The 21825-nt window shown below is 67.7% G+C and carries 6 protein-coding genes; 2 read left to right on the top strand and 4 right to left on the bottom strand.

The features are described 5' to 3' along the window. Nucleotides 1–161: 161 nt before the first annotated feature. From nagA to IT549_RS05525, 3 genes are read right to left on the bottom strand one after another with little or no spacing between them, the layout of a single operon-like run. Entirely contained in the window at nt 162–1331 is a 1170-nt protein-coding gene (gene nagA, locus IT549_RS05535; RefSeq protein ID WP_292970604.1) for an N-acetylglucosamine-6-phosphate deacetylase, read from the bottom strand. Further along, nucleotides 1328–2353: an SIS domain-containing protein gene (locus IT549_RS05530; RefSeq protein ID WP_292970602.1), complete on the bottom strand. Its 1026-nt coding sequence runs from the start codon at nt 2351–2353 to the stop codon at nt 1328–1330. The genes nagA and IT549_RS05530 overlap by 4 nt, the downstream gene beginning before the upstream one ends. Continuing rightward, on the bottom strand, nt 2354–3091 hold the full coding sequence (locus tag IT549_RS05525; RefSeq protein WP_292970600.1) for a GntR family transcriptional regulator: 738 nt from the start codon (nt 3089–3091) through the stop codon (nt 2354–2356). It lies immediately after the preceding gene. A gap of 84 nt (nt 3092–3175) precedes the next feature. Between IT549_RS05525 and ptsP the strand changes: the two genes are divergently transcribed. Together ptsP and nagE are read left to right on the top strand one after the other, a co-directional pair. Continuing rightward, entirely contained in the window at nt 3176–5752 is a 2577-nt protein-coding gene (gene ptsP, locus IT549_RS05520; RefSeq protein WP_292970598.1) for a phosphoenolpyruvate--protein phosphotransferase, read from the top strand. After that, complete coding sequence (gene nagE, locus IT549_RS05515) at nt 5749–7491, top strand: N-acetylglucosamine-specific PTS transporter subunit IIBC (RefSeq protein ID WP_292970596.1); 1743 nt, start codon at nt 5749–5751, stop codon at nt 7489–7491. Before ptsP ends, nagE begins: the two co-directional genes overlap by 4 nt. Before the next feature lie 67 nt (nt 7492–7558). On the opposite strand, the gene IT549_RS05510 is transcribed toward nagE, so the two are convergent. Beyond that, complete coding sequence (locus IT549_RS05510; protein WP_292970594.1) at nt 7559–21529, bottom strand: autotransporter outer membrane beta-barrel domain-containing protein; 13971 nt, start codon at nt 21527–21529, stop codon at nt 7559–7561. Nucleotides 21530–21825 lie beyond the last annotated feature (296 nt).

Here is a 21825-nt window from a genome sequence, read left to right as displayed (position 1 = left end):
CTTCCGGACGCTGTTGTTTGCAAAATTAGCGGATCCACCCATGCCGACCTCCCTCAAGATCTGGCGGCGGAAAGCACTGCTCGGCTCCCTCGTCCGCCTTTGCCAATCACTTGCCGAGGTTGCTCGCATGCGAGCACAGCCCTGTCAACAAAAAGGAACCTTTATAATACCAATTCCGATTCATCGCCCAAAAAGGCCGGATTTCCGTCGATCCAGGTCTGATCGATGGCAAGACCTGCTCGGGCCACCACCAGGTTTGCGCGCAAGCCCGGTGCAAGCTGGCCAAGCTGGTCTTCAAGCCCAAGGAAGGCGGCCGGCGCGCTGCTGGCCATGGCCACCGCCTGCGGCAGCGACAGACCAAGCTGGTCGATCGAATTGCGGACCGCGCTGGCCATATCAAGCGCCGATCCGGCCAGCACGCCATCCGGACTGCGCGGGCACCCCTGTTCGACCGTGATCGTCTCGCCATTGAAGGCAAAGGTCCCATCGGCATCGCCCACCAGCGCCATCGCATCGGTCACCAGCAGGAAGCGATCGAGCGGCCGGCAGGCCAGCGCGATCCGCAACACCAGGGGATCAACATGGAAGCCATCAACGATCAGGCCGCACCAGGCGTTCCGGTCGTTGAGCGCCGCGCCGACCGGCCCCGGGCTGCGGTTGAGCAGTGCCGGCATGGCATTGAACAAATGGGTAAAACCGCGCGCGCCTGCAGTCAGAGCAGCCTGGATCTGCATAGCGTCGGCTTCGGTATGCCCCAGGCTGACCAGCGCCCCGGCAGCACCCAGTTCGCGCACGAAATCGGTCCCGGTCACTTCCGGAGCCAGGGTGATCAGCGTCTTGCCGCCGCGCAGAGCGGTCAGCCGGCTGGCCGCTTCGGGACCGGGCCGGGCCAGCTGCTCGGCCGGGTGGATACCGCGCCGCGCCTCGCTCAGGTAGGGGCCTTCAAGATGGATCCCCAGCACCCCCGGCACCCCGGCTGCAATCGCCGCCTCGACCGCCTGGATCCCGGCATCGAACACCTCGATCCGGTCAGAGATCAGCGTCGGCAACAGGCCGGTCGTGCCAAAGCGGGCATGCGCCGCCACGATCGTGCGCAGGGTCGCAGTATCCTGGCTGTCGTTGAACAGCACTCCGCCCCCGCCATTGACCTGCACATCAATAAATCCGGGCAGCAGCATGCGCCCGGCCAGATCGACGCGCCGCGCCGCCGCAGGCGCATCGGCCACCGGCCCGATCCACGTGATCCGGCCATTGGCAACCGCCAGCGCAAGCCCTTCGGCCATCCGCTCGCCCTGCAGGATCGGGCCGCCATGAAACAGCGTATCGATCATAGCGTGCGCGTCACCTTGGCAAGATACGGCGGCGCATCGGGATCGAGCCCGCGCGCCAGTGCGATTGCATTGACCAGCTTGTAGCACCCCTGGATCGCCAGCACCGGGCCAACCATTGCATCACCGCTGCAGTCCGGCAGGGCGACCGCGCCGGGCAGGTCCAGTCCGCTGGCAAAGACGCGGGCACCGCGCGTAACGAACTCCTCGCCCAGGGTCTGGAGCCCCGGGCGGCTCGCATCGGCCTGCGACAGGATGATGACCGGGAACCCGGCCTCGACCAGCGCCATCGGCCCATGGCGCACTTCGGCACCGGAAAAGGCTTCGGCGTGGATCCGGCAGGTTTCCTTGAATTTCAGCGCCAGTTCCTGGGCAATACCCAGCCCCAGCCCGCGTCCGATCACGAACAGGCTGGATGCCTTGGCAAGTTCCTGAGCGGCTGCCTCCCAATCGTTTGCCCAGCTGGCGCTGAGTTCGCCGGGCAGCCCGGCCAGCCAGGCGTCATCACCGCGCCAGGCCGCCACCAGTTGCAGCAGCGTTGCCAGCGAAGCGATGAAGCTCTTGGTTGCCGCGACACTCGTTTCCGGGCCCGCGCGCAGCGGAATGACGCATTCGGCGGCACTGGCCAGCGGACTGTCGGCGACATTGACCAGCGCCACCACCAGCGATCCACACGCGCGCGCCTGGCGGGTCGCAGCGACGATGTCGGGGCTGCCCCCGGACTGCGAGATCGCCAGGAACAGCACATCCGGCCCGCCCAGCCCCTTGCCATAGAGCGATGCCAGCGACGGCGAGAACGAGACAACCGGCAAGCCAAGCTGCTGTTCGATCAGGTACTTGGCAAAAGTCGCCGCATGGTCTGAACTGCCGCGCGCACAGGTAACCACCAGGCGGGGCGGATTGGCGCGCAGGCGCTGGGCCAATGCCTGGACCTGATCGTGATTGGCGCGCAGCTGTGCCTGCAGCACATCGCCGGCCGATGCAGCCTCTTGCGCCATGCGGGTTGGGGCCAGCACGCCTGCCACCTATTCCGCCTTCAATTCCGCAACGAAATCATAGGTATCGCCGCGATAGAACGAGCGGGTGCTTTCGACCAGCTGCCCGTTGGCGGCGAACCCGCGGCGTTCGATCAGCAACCCGGCTGCGCCAGGTTCGACCCCCAGAATTTCGGACTGTTCGGCATTGAACTGGATCGCGCGCAGGCGTTGCAGCACGCGGGTTGGCTGGTTACCGTTGCGGGCCAGCGCTTCGTAAAGTGATCCTTCGACCGCCTCGGCGCTTTCCAGGAACATGCCGGGCACGGTGGCATATTCCAGCGCCATCGGTTCGCCATCGGCAAACCGCGCGCGGTTGAAGCGATAGACCCGTGCACCCGGGCTGAGCCCCAGCGTAATCGCCTCTTCGGGCGAAACGGTCGCCTCGGTCCGGCTGAGCCAGGTGCTGTGCGGCTTGAGCCCGCGCGCCAGCATGTCTTCGGTGAACGAGGTGAGCTTGGAAAAGTTCTTTTCGACCCGCTTGGTCACGAAAGTCCCCGCCCCCTGACGGCGAGCCAGAAAGCCGTCGGAAACCAGCGCATCCAGCGCCTTGCGCACGGTAATCCGCGAAACGCCAAGCTGGACCGCGACATCGCGTTCGGGCGGCAGGGCATCACCCGGCAGCACCTGGCGCGCCTCGATCGAACGGCGCAGCGCGATCTCAAGCTGGCGGTAAAGCGGCAGCGGGCTGGCGGCATCCAGCGGTCCGGTCAGATCGAGCACAGTCATGTGGTTCTCCCCGCCCCGCTTCAAAACGGCCATCGCTTACCAGGTTGTGTAGCCAGACCATGCCGATGTGTAAATGGTATTAAATTGGTTCTTTATTTCCGCAAATTTCTGGCCATAGTGCCGCTGCCCGAATTCGTGGGCTGGAGAGATCGCTGGATGGAACGCGAAGCGGCGGCAGATTGGCTTGAGGTGCGCTCCCCGATGCAGGGCTGGCTCTGGCCGCTGGCCAAGGTGCCGGACCCGGCCTTTGCCGAAGCGGTGCTGGGCCCCGGCATGGCGGTGGACCCGCTTGACCCGCTGGTCGTCTCGCCGATCGCCGGCAGCGTGGTCACCTTCCACCCGTCGCACCATGCCATCGTGGTCCGTCACGATTGCGGGATCGAGGTGCTGGTGCATGTCGGGATCGACACCGTAGAGCTTGACGGTGCCGGCTTCACCCCGCTGGTCAAGTTGGGCCAGCGCGTGGCGGCCTGCGATCCCTTGATCGAATGCGATCTCGATCTGATTGCTGCGCGCGGGCTCAGTCTTGCCAGTCCGGTGATCGCGGTTGCACCCGATGGCGTCAGGCTGCACCGGCTGGCTCCGGAAGGAGCGGTCGCACGCGGTGCCGTGCTGTTCGCGGTCGAACTGCCCGCCGATATCGACCACCGTCCGGTGGCGAGCGATGAAAGCGCCCAGGCCTCTGTTGCGATCGCCCTGCCGCACGGCATTCATGCCCGCCCGGCTGCTGCCCTGGCCCGCATGCTGCGCGAAGCCGGGCTGTCCGGCGAACTTTCGGCCGGTGACCGACACGCCGACCTGGCCAGCACGGTCGCCCTGATGCGCGGCAATTTCGCCAAGGACGAAACCGTCAGGGTCCGGATCCAGGGCGCCGGTGCGCAGGCTGCCTTGCAGCGGGTTGTCGAACTGCTTGGCGGCGACTTTGCCGAGGCGCCGCCGCACACCGCGCCCAGCGCGCCCGCCTCCAAGGCACCCGCACCCGAAGGCCAGTTGCGCGGTTTGCCGGGTTCTGCCGGGCTGGCCGCCGGCAACGCCTTTCACCACCGCCCCCCGCACTTTGAACCGCCCGAACAGGGAAAGGGCATCGCGACCGAGCAAGCCGCACTGGCCGCTGCGCTGGACAGCGTTTCGCGCGAACTGGAACAGGCCGGCAGCCACGGCGTTGTGGGCCAGGTCATGGCCGCGCACCGCGAACTGGCCGCCGATCCGGAACTGCGCCGCCTGGCCGAAGCCGGGATTGCCAACGGGCAATCCGCAGCCTTCGCCTGGCAGACCGCCAGCGACGAAGTTGCCGCGCTGTTTGCGAATGGCGATGCCCGGCTGGCCGAGCGCGCCGCCGACCTTGCCGACCTGTCGCGGCGCATTCTGTCACATTTGCTGGGCCAATCGCCCGAACCGTCGCCCGCACCGGCCGGATCCGTCGTTCTCGCCGCCGACCTGCTGCCGTCCGACCTGGCGCATTACGCCCGCTGCGGGGTCAGCGCGGTGGCTCTGTCCGGATCGAGCCCGACCGCCCACGTTGCGATCATCGCCGCCGGGCTGGGTCTGCCGCTGCTGACCGCGATTGGCACCAGTCTGGCAGAGGTGAGCGAAGGACAGGCACTGGTGGTCGATGCCGATGCCGGCCTGCTGGACCTCGCCCCTTCGGCGGCGCGGCTGGACGAGGTGGCAAAGGCCAGCGCCAGTCTGCGCAGCCGCGCCGATGCCGACCGGCAGGCGGCGCACGAACCCGCGGTAACCCGCGATGGGCTGACCGTGCCGGTGCTGGCCAACCTCGGCGGACTGGACGATGCCGAAAGCGCGGTCACCGCCGGTGCCGACGGCTGCGGGCTGCTGCGCACCGAATTCCTGTTCCTCAACCGCAGCCAGGCGCCGGACGAAGCCGAACAGGCGGAAACCTACGCGGCGATTGGCCAGGTTCTGGCGCCGCGCCCGATGACGATCCGCACGCTCGATATCGGGGGGGACAAGCCGGTGCCGTTCCTGCCGTCCGGGCATGAGGAAAACCCCGCCTTGGGCCTGCGGGGCCTGCGCGTTTCGCTGGCTCATCCCGACTTGCTCGACGCCCAGCTTGGGGCGGTGTTGCGCGCGGCGAGCAGCGGCAGCGGGCCGGTTCAGCTGATGGTCCCGATGGTTTCTGACCTTGAGGAATGGTGTCAACTGCGCTCCGCCGTGGACCGGCTGGGCGGGACCGGTGTGGTCCGGCTGGGGCTGATGGTGGAAACCCCGGCCGCCGTGCTGCTGGCTGACCAGCTGGCCGCCGAGGCCGATTTCCTCTCAATCGGCACCAATGACCTGACCCAATATGTGCTGGCGATGGACCGCACCAATCCGGCTCTGGCCGCCCAGGCCGATCCGCTGCACCCGGCGGTGCTGCGGGCGATCGGCCTGGTTTGTGCGCAGGCGGCGACGCACCAGTGCCCGGTATCGGTTTGCGGCGCACTGGCCGGCGATCCGCTGGGCATTCCCCTGCTGATCGGCCTGGGTGTCGGCAGCCTGTCGGTGGTGCCAACCCTTGTGGCGGCCACCAAGCGGATCGTGCGCGAAACCGATCGGGGCGAATGGTCAGGCCTGGTGCAAGAGGCCTGCGGCCTGTCCGATCCGGCGGCAGTCCGCCGGTTCGTCCAATCCCATCTTGCCGCGAAGGAAATCGGCCAATGAACCCGATCCAGCGCCTTTCCGCCACGTTCCAGAATCTGGGCCGTTCCCTGATGCTGCCGATCGCCGTCCTGCCGATCGCCGGACTGCTGCTGCGGCTGGGGCAGCCCGATGTGGCTGATCCGATTGCCGCCGTGGTGCCGTTCCTGCAGCTGCACTTCCTGGCGACTGCCGGCAATGCGATTTTCGATCACCTGGGGCTGCTGTTCGCGATCGGCGTGGCGGTGGGCTTTGCCAAGGAAAACCACGGCGCGGCCGGTCTGGCCGGGGTGATCGGCTATCTGGTCGCGACCGAAGGCGCGGCGGCAATGGTTGCCGTTCCCGCCGACAAGCTGGCCGGCCTCACGCCCGACCTGGCGAAACTGGCCGGCAACGCGTTCAAGGCCAAGGCGATCCACGATCTGTCGGTGCCGATCGGGATCGTCACCGGGATCGCTGCCGGGCAGGCCTACAACCGCTATCACGCGATCCGCCTGCCCGAATACCTGGCGTTCTTCGGCGGGCGGCGGTTCGTGCCGATTGCGATGGGGCTGTTCGGCGTGCTGTTCGCCCTGCTGCTTGGCGCGACCTACGATCCGCTGCACAATGCGATTACCGGGCTGTCCGAAGCTGTGGCCCGTGGCGGCGGGATCGGGCTGTTCCTTTATGGCATGCTCAACCGGCTGCTGATCGTTACCGGGCTGCACCATATCCTCAACAACGTCGCCTGGTTCATCCTGGGCGACTACAACGGCGCGACCGGTGACCTGCGCCGGTTCTTCGCCGGCGATCCGCAGGCCGGGGCGTTCATGGCCGGGTTCTTCCCGATCATGATGTTCGGCCTGCCGGCAGCGTGCCTCGCCATGTATCACACCGCCCGGCCCGATCGGCGCAAACAGGTCAGCGGCTTGCTGGGCTCGCAGGCGCTGACATCGTTCCTGACCGGGGTGACCGAACCGGTCGAGTTCAGCTTCATGTTCCTGGCACCGGCGCTCTACGCCGTGCACATGGTACTGACCGGGCTAGCCTTCGTAATCCTCCAGGCGCTCGACGTGAAACTGGGCTTCTCGTTCTCGGCAGGGCTGCTTGACTACCTGATCAACTACAGCCTGGCGACCAACCCGCTGCTGATGCTGCCGGTCGGGTTGGGCTTCGGACTGGTCTATTACGCGATCTTCCGCTGGGCGATCCTGCGCTTTGACCTGCCGACTCCCGGACGCGAGGTGGTTGAGGCCGATGTCCCCGCCGATCTTGAAACCAAGTCGCTCAGCGAAGGCCAGGCCTGGGTGGCCGCGCTGGGCGGCGCGGCCAACCTGGCCAGCCTGGGCGCCTGCACCACCCGGCTGCGCCTGCAACTGGCCGACCCGCAGGCAATCGATGAGGCCGCCCTCAAGCGGCTTGGTGCGCGCGGACTGGTGCGCCCCGCGCCTGACCGGCTGCAAGTGATCGTAGGGCCGCAGGCGGATCGCCTGCTCGATGAAATCCGCGGGGCGATGGCCCAGCGCGGACAGGCTCAGCCGCAGGCGGGCGCAACCAGCCAGCTGGAAACCGACGCCCAGGCGGGGATCTCCAGCCTGCCGGAAGCCCTGCTTGCCGCGCTGGGCGGCCAGGACAACATCAAGGCGCTGCATGAAAGCAAGACGCGCCTGATGATCGAACTGGTCGATCCGGCCAGGTTCGAGGCCGAACGCCTGCGCGAACAGGGTACGCCCTTTGCGCAATCCGGCACTGGCGCGATCCACCTTATCCTCGGAGCCGGCTGACCAGCGCGTCAATCAGGGCCAGTTCCGCAGACCGGGTCAGGCCTGCGGAACTGGCGTCCCGATTGGTTCAGAACTGGTAGCGCAGGTTGATATTCGCCGTCTGGCTTTCCATCCGCTGCCCCAGATAGGCGCGATAGCCGATGCTGAAACGCAGGCCGTTGGCGGCATCGTATCCGGCGTCCGCGCCGATGAAGAGCGAGTTCTTGTCAACCATTGTCCGGATGATCGCCGGGTCCGAAAGCGGACTGGCGCCCAGGAAGGTCATCGGCGCGCGGATCTGGTCGCGGTTGGCGAACACCCCGCCACCGGTCAGCGAGACATAGCCCCCGGTGAAGTTCGCGCCGAGGGTCAGCTTGGGCTCTGCGGTCAGGAACCAATCGCTTGATTTGCCTACCCGCATGCCAAGGCCGGCCAGCCCCTGCTCATCCAGATTGTTGATCGTCAGCCGCAGCGCGGTGAAGTCGATGCTTGGCCGGATGAACCCGTTGCCGACCGGGATGGAATAGCCGCCGCTGGCATCCGCAGCGATGTAGCGGCTCTTGACATCCGCAGTGCCCTGGGTGGGACCAAAGATGTTCTGGCGGCGAACCATCTTCTGGCTTTGCCACCCGGCGGCCAGATTGAGGCCAAATGTGCCGGCATCGTTAGCGCCATAGCGCTTCGCGACGCCCAGGCCGAGGTGCACGCCCCACCCGTCCTTGCCAACCGAACGATCCACGTCCACCCGCCGGTCGCCGAGCCCATCAAAGCCGATCGCGCCGCCGAGCGTCCAGCCGTCGGCCAGATCCTTCGCAGCGCCAACGCGCAGCCGCACACCGCTGCCGCCATCGATCCGGTATTCATTCGGATCACTGCGCGCCAGGCCATGATAGCTGACCAGGCTCCATCCGCAGACGCCCTTGCGGCCCTGGGCCGAAGGATCGCAGCCTATCACCTGCCGCACGAAATCGCGCCCGGCATCAAGGTTTTCGATTGCCGGGGCGAGAATCGATTCCGGATCGAGTTCGTCGAAGATCGCGCGATAGGCGTCTTCCTGCCCAGCCGTGAGATTGCCGAGCAGCGCCATCAGTCGGCCAATCCCGGCTGCCCCGCCCACGGTCAGCGCCGAATCCATGTGATGACCAAGCTGCTGTTCGTTGTGGTTGAGGAAGGGCTGGCCGAAGTCGCTGTCGTAGGCCAGCTGGATGCCGATCGGTCCCGCCAGGATGTGGTAATCCAGCGCGATCGTGCCAGGCGCAACCATGCCGTTGTTGGTTCCACCACCAGCAGCCGCGATCAGGGTCACCGGATTCTTGTCCTGCAGCCAGGTCAGCGTGATGTTGGCCGTGCCGTTCACCACCGCGTTGCCGGTGGCATTGATCCGGTCGGACGCATAGGGACCAAAGGCGACGTCGTAGAACATCTGCCCGGTTGCCGACTGGCGATAGTCGCCGTCCAGCGCAACCTGGCTGATAACCGGCACGCCATGGAGCAGTGCCGTCTTCGGGTCGGGATAGACCGGAACCACAAAGGTGGCCCCGTTCAGCAGATCGATCGGGAAGCGCGGTGCGCGCAGGCCCATTTCAACCGTACCGTCGTTGGAGAAGGTTCCGGTGCTGCCCAGCCCATCACGCAGGTCAAGCGTGATGATCGTGACGTATGTCGCGCCAAGATTGTTATGGATCAGGTTGGTGCCCGAACCCAGCAGGGCATTGCCGACAATGGTCCCGCGGTTTTCAACCACATCGTTGCCACTGGTGGCCTTGATGGCCAGGCCAGACACCGCCGAAATCGTTCCGCTGGTATCGATCAGGTTGTTGGCACCGCCATCGAAGCTGACGCCAATGCCCGTGCCGCTGCCGCCCCGCACATCGCCGGTCGAGACCAGCTGGATGTTGCCCCCGCCCAGCGAGCCGAGGCTTTGCGCCAGCACCGCGGTTGAGTTGAGGCCATGGGCAATGATCGACCCATCGACGCCAAGGTTGATTGCACCGCCGCGACCGGTGCCACCGGCCGTGCCGGCAAACACGCCATCGACATAGCCGCCACCGCCGCCCAGGCTTTGGGCGAACAGGGCGATCGAACGATTTCCGGTGGCCCCGATATCGCCGCTCTGGTTCAGCGTGATCAGTCCGCCATCGCCGGAATTGCCCGAGCTGAGGATGACATCGGCTCCGGTGAAGTCACCCAGCACGATGCCGCCGCCGCCGCCGATCGACTGCAGCATCACGCCGTAGCCGCCAAGACCCAGGGCCTCGATCGAACCCTGGTTGGTGAGGCTGACTGCACCGCCAGAGCCGTTTGCTCCCGCCGAACCGCCAAGGGTGACCTGCGGATGCGAGACGCCGGTGAGCATGACCGCACCGCCGCCCGCGCCGATCGACTGCAGCAGCAAGGCCGGCGAATGATCGCCTGCCGCAAAAGCACCGCTGGTCAGCGTTTCGTTGATTGCCGCGCCATTGTTGCCGCTGCCGCCGACCGCGCCGAAGGTAACCGAGGCCGAACTGGAAGTCGCGATCGGTGCCGCTGCCAGGGCGCTCTTCGCATCGGCAGTCTGGATTCCAGCCGTTGCCGCGGGCTGGCTGGGGCCAAAGTTGACGCTGGCGAACCCGCCGCCGCCGCCAATGCTCTGGATCAGGCCGCCGATCGAATAGTCGCCAAGCGCATAGATCGTCCCGTTCAGCACATGGCCAACGGCGCCGCCGGACGAATTGTTCTGGTTTGTGCCGCCAAGCACGACGCTCGATTCGCCCAGGCCGGAAAGATCTGCCGCGCCAAGGCTGGCGATCGTCCGGCCACCGCCGCCGCCGATCGACTGGACCATGAGGCCAAGGCTGTGATCACTTTCGACCATGACCCGGCCGGTCTGGGTGCCATTGATGGCACCGCCGGGATTGTTCGATCCGTTGAGCCCGCCAAGCGCGATATTGAAACCGGCGGGAAGCCCCGAAGCCGCCAATGCGCTATTCCGCGCTGCCGAAATGACCGGCGCGGCAATCGAGCCCTGCAGCACCATGCTGCCGCCGCCGCCGCCAATCGATTGAAGGTTGATCGCAACCCCGCCGGCACTGGCGACGCCGATCGTACCGGTCGAATTGACGGTCACCACGCCGCCGCCCATGCCGGTGCTGGACGTACCGCCGGCCCGCGCCGCAACCAGCGGGTCGGGTGCGGTCGCCGAAGTCGATCCGCCGTCGTCGAAAATCGCCGCAATCTGATCGAAATCGAGCGTCAGCGAGCCGCCGCCGCCGTTGATGCTTTGCGCGATGATCGCCTGGCTGCCTTCACCGAGCACGGTGATATCGCCGCTGTGGTTCACGGTGACATCGCCGCCGATCCCGCCCGTGCCGGTCATCACCGTCGCGCCCAGCGCGGCGGCGAGCGTATTGCCGACAATCAGCGAGCCGGGCTCGCCGGTGACTGCCAGCGCCACCCCGGCATTGCCGCCGCCGCCGCCGATCGACTGGGCAACGATGCCGTGGGCACCCGCGCCGGTGGTCAGGATCGAGCCCGAATTGGTCACCGTCACATTGCCGGCATCGCCGCCGTCACCGCCGCTGCCGCCAATCGACAGCAAGGGCGCCGCGAGCGGGTTGGTGACGTTGATGTTGCCCGAAAGCACCACCCCGCCATTGCCGCCACCGCCGCCGATCGACTGGGCCAGAATGCCGTGAGCCGCCGCGCCCTGGGTATAGACCAGCGCGCTGTTGTTGACCGACACGTTGCCGGCCAGGTTGCCGGTACCGCCGGCGTTGCCGAAGTTGAACCCGGCCGACATGCTGCCCGCCCCGCCATCGACCGAAATCGACAGGATCGAGGAGCTGTTGCCGCCGCTGCCACCCAGCGACTGGGCGAAGATGCCATAGGCACCCGCGCCCTCGGTCAGCAGGATGCCGCTGTTTTGCCCGCCGTTCGAACGGTTGATGACCGAAACATCGCCCGCGACAGCCCCGCTTCCACCGGTGCCGCCGATATTGGCCTTGAAGGTGTTCGACGTCGCCAGGCTGACCGACAGGTCAAGGATTGCACCGGCATCGCCGCCGCCGCCACCGATCGAGTTGGCGCTGATCGCTGCCGCATCGACGCCGGTGGTCCAGATCAGGCCTTCATTGGTCACGCTGACATCGCCAGCCGCGCTGCCATCGCCGCCGCTGCCACCGACGTTGAATTCGATCGAATTCGACGTGCCGGTCACCAGCAGCTTCTTCGAATCGATCGCCCCGCCGACACCGCCGCCGCCGCCGATCGACTGGGCCCGGATGCCGAAGCTCCGCACGCCAGAGGTGGTGATAATCCCGCTGTTGAACACGGTTACATCATTTGCAATCGCGCCGTTGCCGCCGCTGCCGCCAACTGCCACCGCCAAGGTATTGGAATCGGCTGATTCATACTGCAGATTCTGGGTGCCAGACGCCCCCCCCGCTCCGCCGCCGCCGCCAATTGACTGAGCCAGGACACCATCGGCTTCTTCGCCTTGCGTGTCGATCCGGCCGGTCTGGACCACATCGACCGTACCGGCGACGCTGCCACTGCCGCCTGCACCGCCGACCGAGATCGACATTTCGTTGCTGGCGTTTTCAAACCCGTTGGTGGCTTCACCGCCGGTCCCGCCGGAACCGCCGATCGACTGGGCAAAGATCCCGCGCGAACGGGTACCCACGGTGGTGATCTGGGCCGTGCTGGTAACACTGACGTTGCCAGCCAGGCCGCTTTCACCGCCATCGAGCCCAACCGCCATGGCCACACCCGCGCCCTGGCCGCTGCGCGATTCACCGCTGATGCTGGCGCTGATGGTGCCGCTCGCCCCGCCCGAGCCGCCGATCGATTGGGCATGGATACCGATCGAATCGATCCCCGAGGTGTGCAGGACACCGTTGGCATTGACGGTCACGTTGCCCGCGATCCCGCCCTTGCCGCCAACATCGCCGATGCCGACTGCGATCTCGTTCTTCGGACCGATCGGAATCGGCACGTCGATCGGCAGGTCAGCGGGGATAAAGGCCGTCAGATCTTCTTCTGACGACACGTCGCCGCCGCCCGAAGCGATCGACTGGGCACGGATCGCCGCGCTGTTGTCACCTTCGGTCACGATCAGGCCGGCATGGGTCACGCTGACCGCGCCGGAATTACCACCGTCGCCGCCCCTGCCGCCCACTGCGATGTTGACCGCCGAGCTGTCCTTCATCAGCGCGCCGGTGATATTCATTGCGCCGCTGCCGCCGCCGCCGCTGATCGATTGCGCCAGGATTCCGTTGCTGCCGCCGCCATGGGTGAAGATGTCACCCTGGTGCAGGACGGTGACATCGCTGCCGTTGCCCGAAGAGCCGCCATCGCCGCCGATCGTGAAGGTCGCGCCGAGTTGGGGGTTATTGGGCTTCGACTTGTTGGCCGCAATGACCAGGTTGAACCCGGCATTGCCGCCGCCGCCACCGATCGATTGCGCGACCAGGCCGTGCGAGCCCTGGCCATAGGTCAAGATCGTTGCCGGGCCATCCACGCCATAGCCGCGCGTCAGGGTAACCGTTCCGGCATCGCCGCCCACGCCGCCGGTCCCGCCAACGCCGATGGCGATGGGCTGGCCCTTGGGCGCGAAAGCGCCGGTCAGGTTCATGCCGCCCGCGCCGCCGCCGCCGCCGATCGACTGCGCCACCACGCCCGGTGCATAGATCGCGCCTTCAACGCCCGAGAAGGTCACTTCCCCGGTTCCGGGCGCCACGCTGACCAGGGTGTTGACGAAGACGTTCCCGTCACTGGCCAGCGAGACATTGCCGGCATTCGCGCCGGTGCCGCCATTGCCGCCAACCCCGGCCGAGATCGAGATCCCCTCGGTCTTCTTGGCCGCATTGCCCGCGCCGGTCACCGCTGCCGAGATATTCATCCCACCCGCGCCGCCGCCGCCGCCGATCGACTGGGCCAGCACGCCATAGGCGAACAGGCCATCGACCATCACCTGCCCGCGCTGTGCGGCAAGGACATTGCCGGCCGTGTTGCCCGCACCGCCAAAACCGCCCAGGCCGAAGGCGACCTGCGGTTCGGTGCCGCCGCTCGACTGGATACCGCCGGTGATGTTGATTGCACCCGCACCGCCGCCGCCGCCGACCGACTGGGCCAGGAAGCCGATGCTGTTGTTGCCCGACACGAACAGATCGGCATCGACCGAGGCCGTGACATTGCCCGCCGTACCACCGGCGCCGCCGAAGCCGCCGATCCCGATCGTCAGCTGGCCGGCGGTCGAAATGCCGCCGCTGATGTTCATCCCGCCCGAACCGCCGCCGCCGCCGATCGACTGCGCGGCAAAGGCCATCTGGTTATCGCCGATGCCCTGGACCTGGACCCGGCTTGTGCTGCCGGTCGGCGCCCCGAGTGTGGCGATCACGTTGCCGGCGTTGCCGCCCAAACCGCCGAAGCCGCCAATCCCGATCGCCGCAGTGCGCCCGGCCGAACCGGCCCCGCTCTTGGTCAGGCTGATCGAGCCTGCGATGTTGAGGCCGCCGTTGCCGCCGCCGCCGCCAACCGACTGCACCAGAACGCCGGTCGAGCCGCCACTCCTGACGCGGGTTTCGCCGATCAGCAGGTCCGAATAGTCGTCAACCGTCTGGGTGCCTTCAAGCAGCGAAAGGTCATAGACCGCCGTCGTGATGTCGGATTCGAGGCCCCTTGCCAGGACGTTGCCGGTGATCGTGGCGGTGACATCGCCGCCACTGCCGCCGTCGCCGCCAAAGCCGCCCAGCCCGAGTGAGACTGCGGTGGCATTGCCCTTGGTCGCCGCCAGGCTGCCCGAGATATTGATCCCGCCTGCGCCGCCGCCGCCGCCGACCGACTGGACGGTGATGCCGTTCGAACTGGCGCCATCGGTGAAGGTATCGCCGCTGCGCGCGAAGACAACGGTCGAACCGTCGCCCCCGTCGCCGCCGAAGCCGCCAACGCCAACCGCACCGCTGCCGGCCGTCCCGGTCGACAGGCTGGCCGAACCGGCCACGTTAAGCCCGCCTGCGCCGCCGCCGCCGCCCAGCGACTGGGCCAGCACGCCGTGGCTGTTCGCGCCGGTAGTGCGATAGGTGCCGTTGACCGTGGCATCGACGATGCCGGCATCGCCGCCGCCGCCGGCAAACCCGCCGATCCCGACCGAAGCCGCGATCGAGGTTCCGGCCCCGGCCGAGATCGCAAGATTGCCCGTGACATTGAAGCCGCCGGCCCCGCCGGCGCCGCCAAGGCTTTGGATTGTCGCCCCATACGCCTTGTCGCCATCGGTGGTGACATTTCCGGCCAGCGTCGCGGTGACGCTGCTGCCGACACCGCCTTCGCCGCCAAAGCCGCCAATGCCGACCCCGACCGAGCCGTTGCTGGCCCGGCTGAGCGACACGTTGCCGGTAACGCTGAAGCCGCCATTGCCGCCGCCGCCGCCCGCCGACTGGACCAGAATGCCATAGCTGTCATCGCCGCGCGTGGTGACATTGCCGGTCTGGGTCGCGGTAACGATCCCCCCGGCGCCGCCGTCGCCGCCAAAGCCGCCGATCCCGACGCCCAGGTTGCCGCTGGCCGAAGCGCCCATCGTTGCAGCCAGGTTGCCGGTCACGTTGAAGCCGCCATTGCCGCCGCCGCCGCCGACCGACTGGATGGTCGCGCCGCTGCTGCGGCTGGAGGTGAGCAGTACGCCGTTCTGATCGGCCGCCCCGGTGAAGATATCGCCGGTCATGGTCGATTCCACATCGCCTGCCGCGCCGCCCGATCCGCCGAATCCGCCGATCCCGACACCCAGGTTGGCCGCCGTGCCCTGCGCCGAAAGCGCGACATTGCCGGTGACGTTGAAGCCGCCGTTACCGCCGCCGCCGCCTTGCGACTGGACCAGCAGGGCATAGCTGTTGCTGCCGCGGGTGACGATGTCGCCGGTAATCGTGCTGGTCGCCTTGGCCGCTGCGCCGCCGTCTCCGCCAAAACCGCCGATACCGACACCAATGTTGCCGCTGGCCGCCGAAGTCGCTGAAATGCTCAGCAGGCCGGTTACGTTGAAGCCGCCGTTGCCGCCCCCGCCGCCCAGCGACTGAACGGTAACGCCGCTGCTGTCGTGGTCCATGGTGGTGACATTGCCGACCAGTGTCGACGTTGCCTCAAAGCCGGCGCCGCCCGAGCCGCCGAAGCCGCCGATGCCGACGCCGACATTGCCGCTGGCACCCTTGTTGATGCTGGCTCCGCCGGTGACGTTGAAGCCGCCGTTGCCGCCGCCGCCGCCAACCGACTGGACCAGCAGGCCGCTCGATTGCGCACCGCCGGCAAAGATGTTGCCGGCAATGGTCGATGTTGCACTGCCCGAGGCCCCGCCGCTGCCACCAAAGCCGCCGATGCCGATGCCAACCGAGCCCGAACTGCCGGCCGAAATGCTGAGCGAGCCGGTGACGTTGAAGCCGCCGTTGCCGCCGCCGCCGCCCAGCGACTGGACCACGATCGCATCCGAATCGATCCCGTCGGTCGAAGCCGCGATCAATGTGCCAGCGGGGTTCGACGTGCGCTGGTTCAGCAGCAGGCTTGCCGCGCCGCTCGCTCCACCCGAGCCGCCAAACCCGCCGATCCCGACGCCGACCTGGCCGCCGCCGCTCTTGGAAACGGCAATGCTGCCGGTGACGTTGAAGCCGCCGTTGCCGCCGCCTCCGCCAACCGACTGGACCAGCAAGGCCGCGCTGCCATCGCCCAGGGTGGCAATCGATCCGGTGATGTCGGCGCTGGCGTCGGCAGCGCTGCCGCCGTCACCGCCCATGCCGCCGATGCCGATGTTGGCGCCGCCGGTAAAGCCGCCCGAAGCGTTGATGCCGCCGGTGATATTGAAGCCGCCGTTGCCGCCGCCCCCGCCCAGGGATTGCGCGATCACGCCGATCGAGCGGTCGCCGCTGGTCATCGCCGCGACCAGATCGATGCTGGGTGCCGCAATCTGGTCATTGATGTTGAGCGTTACATTGCCAGCCGCACCGCCGCTGCCGCCGGCACCGCCGACCCCGACATTGATGCTGCCGGATCCTTCGACCGCAAACGACATGCCGGCGGCTACGTTGAAGCCGCCATTGCCGCCGCCGCCGCCAACCGACTGGGCCAGCACCGCGCCGCTGTCATCGCCGTAGGTGCGCGTATAGCCGGTGATATCGGCAATGACTGTGCCGGCTGAATTGCCGCTGCCGCCCGATCCGCCGATGCCGACGTTGACGCCGCCCGCGCCAGTGCCGCCAACGCTAAGCCCGCCGGTGACATTGAAGCCACCATTGCCGCCGCCGCCGCCGATCGACTGGGCGATGATACCCGCACTGTGGTGCTGCAAGGTGATCGCAGCAATGCGGCTTATATCATTGATAGTAATGCCATTATTAACATTCAGCGTCACCGCGCCGGCCGATCCGCCGCCGCCGCCATGGCCGCCGATCCCGATCCCGACCTGGCCCGCGCCGGTCCCCGCCCCGGCAATGCTGCCATTGACGTTGAAGCCGCCGCTGCCGCCGCCGCCGCCGATTGACTGGGCAACGATCGCATCGGAATAGGCCCCGCGATCACCGGCGCCGGTGCCTTCACCGGTCTGCGCTGCGCCGGTCAGGCTCAGCGTTACGGCCTGCGCGTTGCCGGCTGTGCCGCCGCTGCCACCCAGCCCGACGCTGACCGAGACCGCCCCGGTCCCCGCCGCGGCGATATCACCGCCGACATTGAAACCGCCCGCGCCGCCGCCGCCGCCAACCGATTGCGCCAGGATCGCACCCGACCCGTCGCCAATCGTCACGGTGTTGCCGACCAAGGTGGCATTGACCGTGTTGGCGCTGCCGCCACCGCCGCCCGAACCGCCCAGGCCGACCCCGATCGATCCCGATGCAGTACCGCTGAATGACATGCCGCCGGTGATATTGAAGCCGCCGGCACCGCCGCCGCCACCCACCGACTGGGCGATAAAGCCGGCGGCATCATCGCCGCTGGTGGAAATGTTCTTGGCATCGGCGATTACCACGCCGCCCGTGCCGCCGCTGCCGCCCGATCCGCCAAGGCCAACCCCGATCGAACCCGATGCTGTGCCGCCGATCGCCAGGTTGCCGCTGATATTGAACGCACCGCCGCCGCCGCCGCCGCCGGCCGATTGCACCAGCACACCGCGCGACTGGTTGCCGGTGGTGATGACATCGTTCTGGATATGCCCGGTCGCCGCCAGGCCGGCGCCGCCGCTGCCGCCCGATCCGCCCAGGCCGACCGAGATCCCGCCGCCCGCCGCGCCGCCCAGTGCGATGTTGCCGCTGACATTGAAAGCGCCGCTGCCGCCGCCGCCACCCAGCGACTGGATGACCACGCCGTCGGACTGCTCACCGCTGGTCTGGACCAGCCCGGTCACCGTGCCGGTGACTGCACCGCCAGCCCCGCCGCCCGCGCCCGACCCGCCAAGGCCCACCGAAATCCCGCCGGCAAACCCGCCCGAGCCAGTGATCGAGCCGCTGACATTGAAGCCGCCGCTACCGCCGCCGCCGCCAACCGACTGGATGGTCACGGCGTTCGAACGGTCACCGGTTGTGGTGACTGCGCCGACCCGGCCCGTAACCGATCCGCCAATCCCGCCGCCACCGCCATTGCCGCCCAGGCCAACCGAACCACCGATCGACCCTCCGCCCGAAAAGCCCAGCGTCGCGCTGACGTTGAAACCGCCGGTACCGCCGCCGCCGCCGACCGACTGGGCCACGAACCCGCCCGAGTTGGATCCGCTGCCATCGCTGTCACCGGTAGAGATGGTGCCATCGAAGGCCACATCGACCGTTCCACCGTTACCGCCGCCGCCGCCGGTCCCGCCGGCGCCGATCGCGCCCGAGACGGTGAAACCATCACTCGCCGCGCCCGCTACGCTGACATTGAAACCGCCCGCACCGCCGCCGCCGCCAACCGATTGCGCGAGGTAACCGGTCGAGAACATGCCCCTGGTGACGATGGTCCCGCCGCTGGTGCCGGTGACGGTCCCGCCGACACCGCCCGCGCCGCCCCGGCCGCCCAGCCCGACGGCCAGCGATCCACTGAAGCCGATCCCGGCAGACAGGGTCGCGGACACGCTGAAGCCGCCCGCACCGCCGCCTCCGCCGACCGACTGGATGAACACGCCCTGGCTGTTGTCACCGGTGGTCAGGACATTGGCATCGCCATTGAGCGAAACCGTGCCGCCCTGGCTGCCCGCGCCGCCCGAACCACCGATCGCGAAACTGGCCGAACCGAACAGGCCGACGCTGGTTTGCACCGCATAGCCGCCCGTGCCGCCGCCGCCGCCGACCGACTGCGCGAAAATCCCGCGCGAACGATCACCGGTTGTGCTGATAAAGGGCAGGATCTCGGTCGGGATACCGGCGATGTCGACTGTCCGGGAAGACAGGTTGACGTTGACCGTACCGCCCGCGCCCCCGGCGCCGCCCGATCCGCCGATCGCGACACCGACGAAGGCCGAAACCGAGGTTGATGATCCGCCGTTGCCACCGCCGCCGCCAACCGCCTGCGCAAACAGGCCGTGCGAATCGTTGCCGGTGGTCTGCATGCTGCCGGAAATGTTCGCCGTGACGGGTCCGGCATTGTTGCCGGCCCCCGCCGATCCACCGATGGTCAGCAGGACGCCGCCGGTCGAACCGCCATCGCCGCCGCCGCCGCCGATCGATTGCGCCTGGATCGCGGACGACATGTTGCCGCCGGTGGTTACCAGGCCCGAATTGGTCACGGTGACCACACCGCCGGCACCGCCGCCGCTGCCCGATCCGCCGATCGCCGCAAGGCCGCCGGCATCGCCGCCGCTTCCGCCGCCGCCACCAATCGATTGGGCGAACATGCCCTGGCTGAACGCGCCGCCGGTTTCGATCGTGCCGCTGTTGCCCAGCGTCACCGTGCCGCCGCTGCCACCAGCGCTCGACCCGCCGCCGATCGCAACCAGCGCGCCGCCATCGCCGCCGCTGCCGCCGCCGCCGCCCACCGACTGCGCGAACAGGCCGCGCGCCAGCCGCCCACCGGTGGTGATGCTGCCGGCATTGCTGACCGAGACCACCCCGCCGGCTCCGCCGACGCTGCCCGAGCCGCCCAGCGCAACCAGGCCGACCGAAGAGGCCCCCGAACCGCCGCCGCCGCCCACCGACTGCGCAAAGGCACCGTCCGCGCCCCTGCCGGACGTGGTGATCTCGCTACCCGTGCCCAGCGTAATGGTCACCTGTCCGCCATCGGCACCGCTGCCGCCGCTGCCGCCCAGCGAGACCAGGCCGCCCGAGGTATTCGCGCTGCCGCCGCCGCCGCCGACCGACTGGGCAAAGATGCCGCGGGCATCCTGGCTGTGGGTCAGGATCGTCGCCGAGCTGGTGACCGTAACGGCTCCGCCGGTCTTCCCCGTGCCGCCTGAACCGCCCATGGTGAAGACGCCGCCGGTGCCCCCGGCCGTGCCGCCGGTGCCGCCGATCGATTCAGCATAGATACCATAGGCACCGATGCCCCAGGTCTCGATGAACGAACCGTCGGCAGCGTTGACGATCGCCGATCCGCCATAGCCACCGTCACCGCCGCCAGAGCCGAACGAAGCCGCCCCGCCAACCGAACCGGTTGAGCCGCCGCCGCCGCCGATCGATTGCGCCAGAACGCCGTGCGACCAGTTGCCGGTCGTCAGGGTTTCGCTGGTGGCGCCAAGATCGACCTGCGCGGTGCCGCCGTGGCCACCGCCACCGCCGCTGCCACCGAACGCGACGATCCCGCCAGCATCGCCGCTGTTGCCACCGATCCCGCCGATCGACTGGGCCAGCACACCATAGGCCGACTGGCCATGGGTCAGGATATAACCGTTGTTGACCGCGTGTGCGGTGCCGCCGTTGCCGCCATAGCCGCCGCCGCCGGCATCGCCATAGATGCCATAGCTGGAGCCGCCGGTGCCGGCATTGCCGCCGCTGCTCTGGACGATCAGACCCGCCGCGCCGTTGCCCCAGGTGACGATCCGGTTTTCGTTGATGCCGGTTGCGGTGCCGCCGTTGCCCGGCGTGCCCGGTCCGCCGCCGGAACAGGCGATATAGCAGTTGCCGCCCGATCCTGCACGCCCGCCGACGCTTTGCACCAGCATGCCGAAGCTGTTGACGCCGAATGTTTCGACCGTGGTCTGGTTGATTGCCGTGACAACCCCGCCATCACCGCCGTTGCCGCCCCGCGCGGGCGGGATGTTGCCATAGCCGGTGCCGCCATCGCCGCCATCGCCGCCCTTGCTGACCACGACGATCCCGGGATTGTTGTCGCCGGTGGTGCTGATCGCGCCCCACGATACGGTGATCGTATCGGTGAAGCTGGGGCCGGTGCCCCCGGCGCCGCCATTGCCTGGCGCGTACTGGATACAACCGAGCGCACCGAAGCAGACCCCGCCGCCATCGCGTCCATCGCCGCCATTGCCGCCTGCGCGGATATCCCGATAGGGCGTTCCCGGGGTCGACGGCGTGGCATAGGTCACGCCCGAACCGGTGCCACCGCCCGCCGGCGGAGGACCGCTGTAGGTAGCCGTGGTGGCGATCGTCGATGACGTATTGGTGGTCAGGTTCTTGATCGTGACCGATGTGACGCGGCCAGACGTCAATGTTACAGCCGTCACCTCATAGGTGGTGACCGTCGCCGGAACGGTCGAATTGTCGGTGACCGTATAGCTATCGCCGACCGTCTGGGCGAGCAGGATGAAATTGCCGGCCGACGTCACCACGCCATAGTTTTCGACCAGCTGGGAAACCGTTTCGGCAGTACCCGTTGCGGGATTGGTGATCGTATCGCCGACATTGTAAACCAGCAGCGCGGCCATCGCCGGGGTGGCAGTGAAGCCGGTCAGTGCGCTTGCCGCCAGCGCCAGCGGCGCGACGGCGCGCAGAATCCGGCGCAGCCGCTGCGCGGCAGTCCGGTCGGTGCGCGGCTGCGAACCGCGACTTGTCGCAAGCGCACGCTCAAGCTTGGCAAGCGAATGATCGATCAGGGGCGAAGTGCGACCGATTGTGCCGCGCAGGCTGCCAATTTCGCTGAGCGCCGAGCTCCGGGTGGCATCGTCAATTGTCGCCGCATCGAATTTTGCCACGAACCGGTCAACGGTGCGCGCAACAACAACTGCAAGACGAACGCTCACTACGTCGGCCAAAGCGAATCTCCCCCAAGGCGGCCCGCTTGTGCGAGCCTTTCAAATACCTGCATTCCAACGTATTTTTTCTTGAATGCAGTTAACCTTGCGACCCGCTCTTATTGTCAAGAATCGGTACTCTGGATGCGAGGCTAGAGATGGATAGTGTTAAGCACAACGATTCAATCGGTATCGCGTCATCCCGGTACGGTCGCCAGTTCCTGAGACCGGCGAAAGCCGAAGGATCGATCCGCTGC

The organism is Novosphingobium sp. (assembly GCF_020852455.1).
Taxonomy (GTDB): Bacteria; Pseudomonadota; Alphaproteobacteria; order Sphingomonadales; family Sphingomonadaceae; genus Novosphingobium.
The sequence above is the reverse complement of the archived record's forward strand: the minus strand, read 5'-3'. Positions and strand labels throughout refer to the sequence as shown.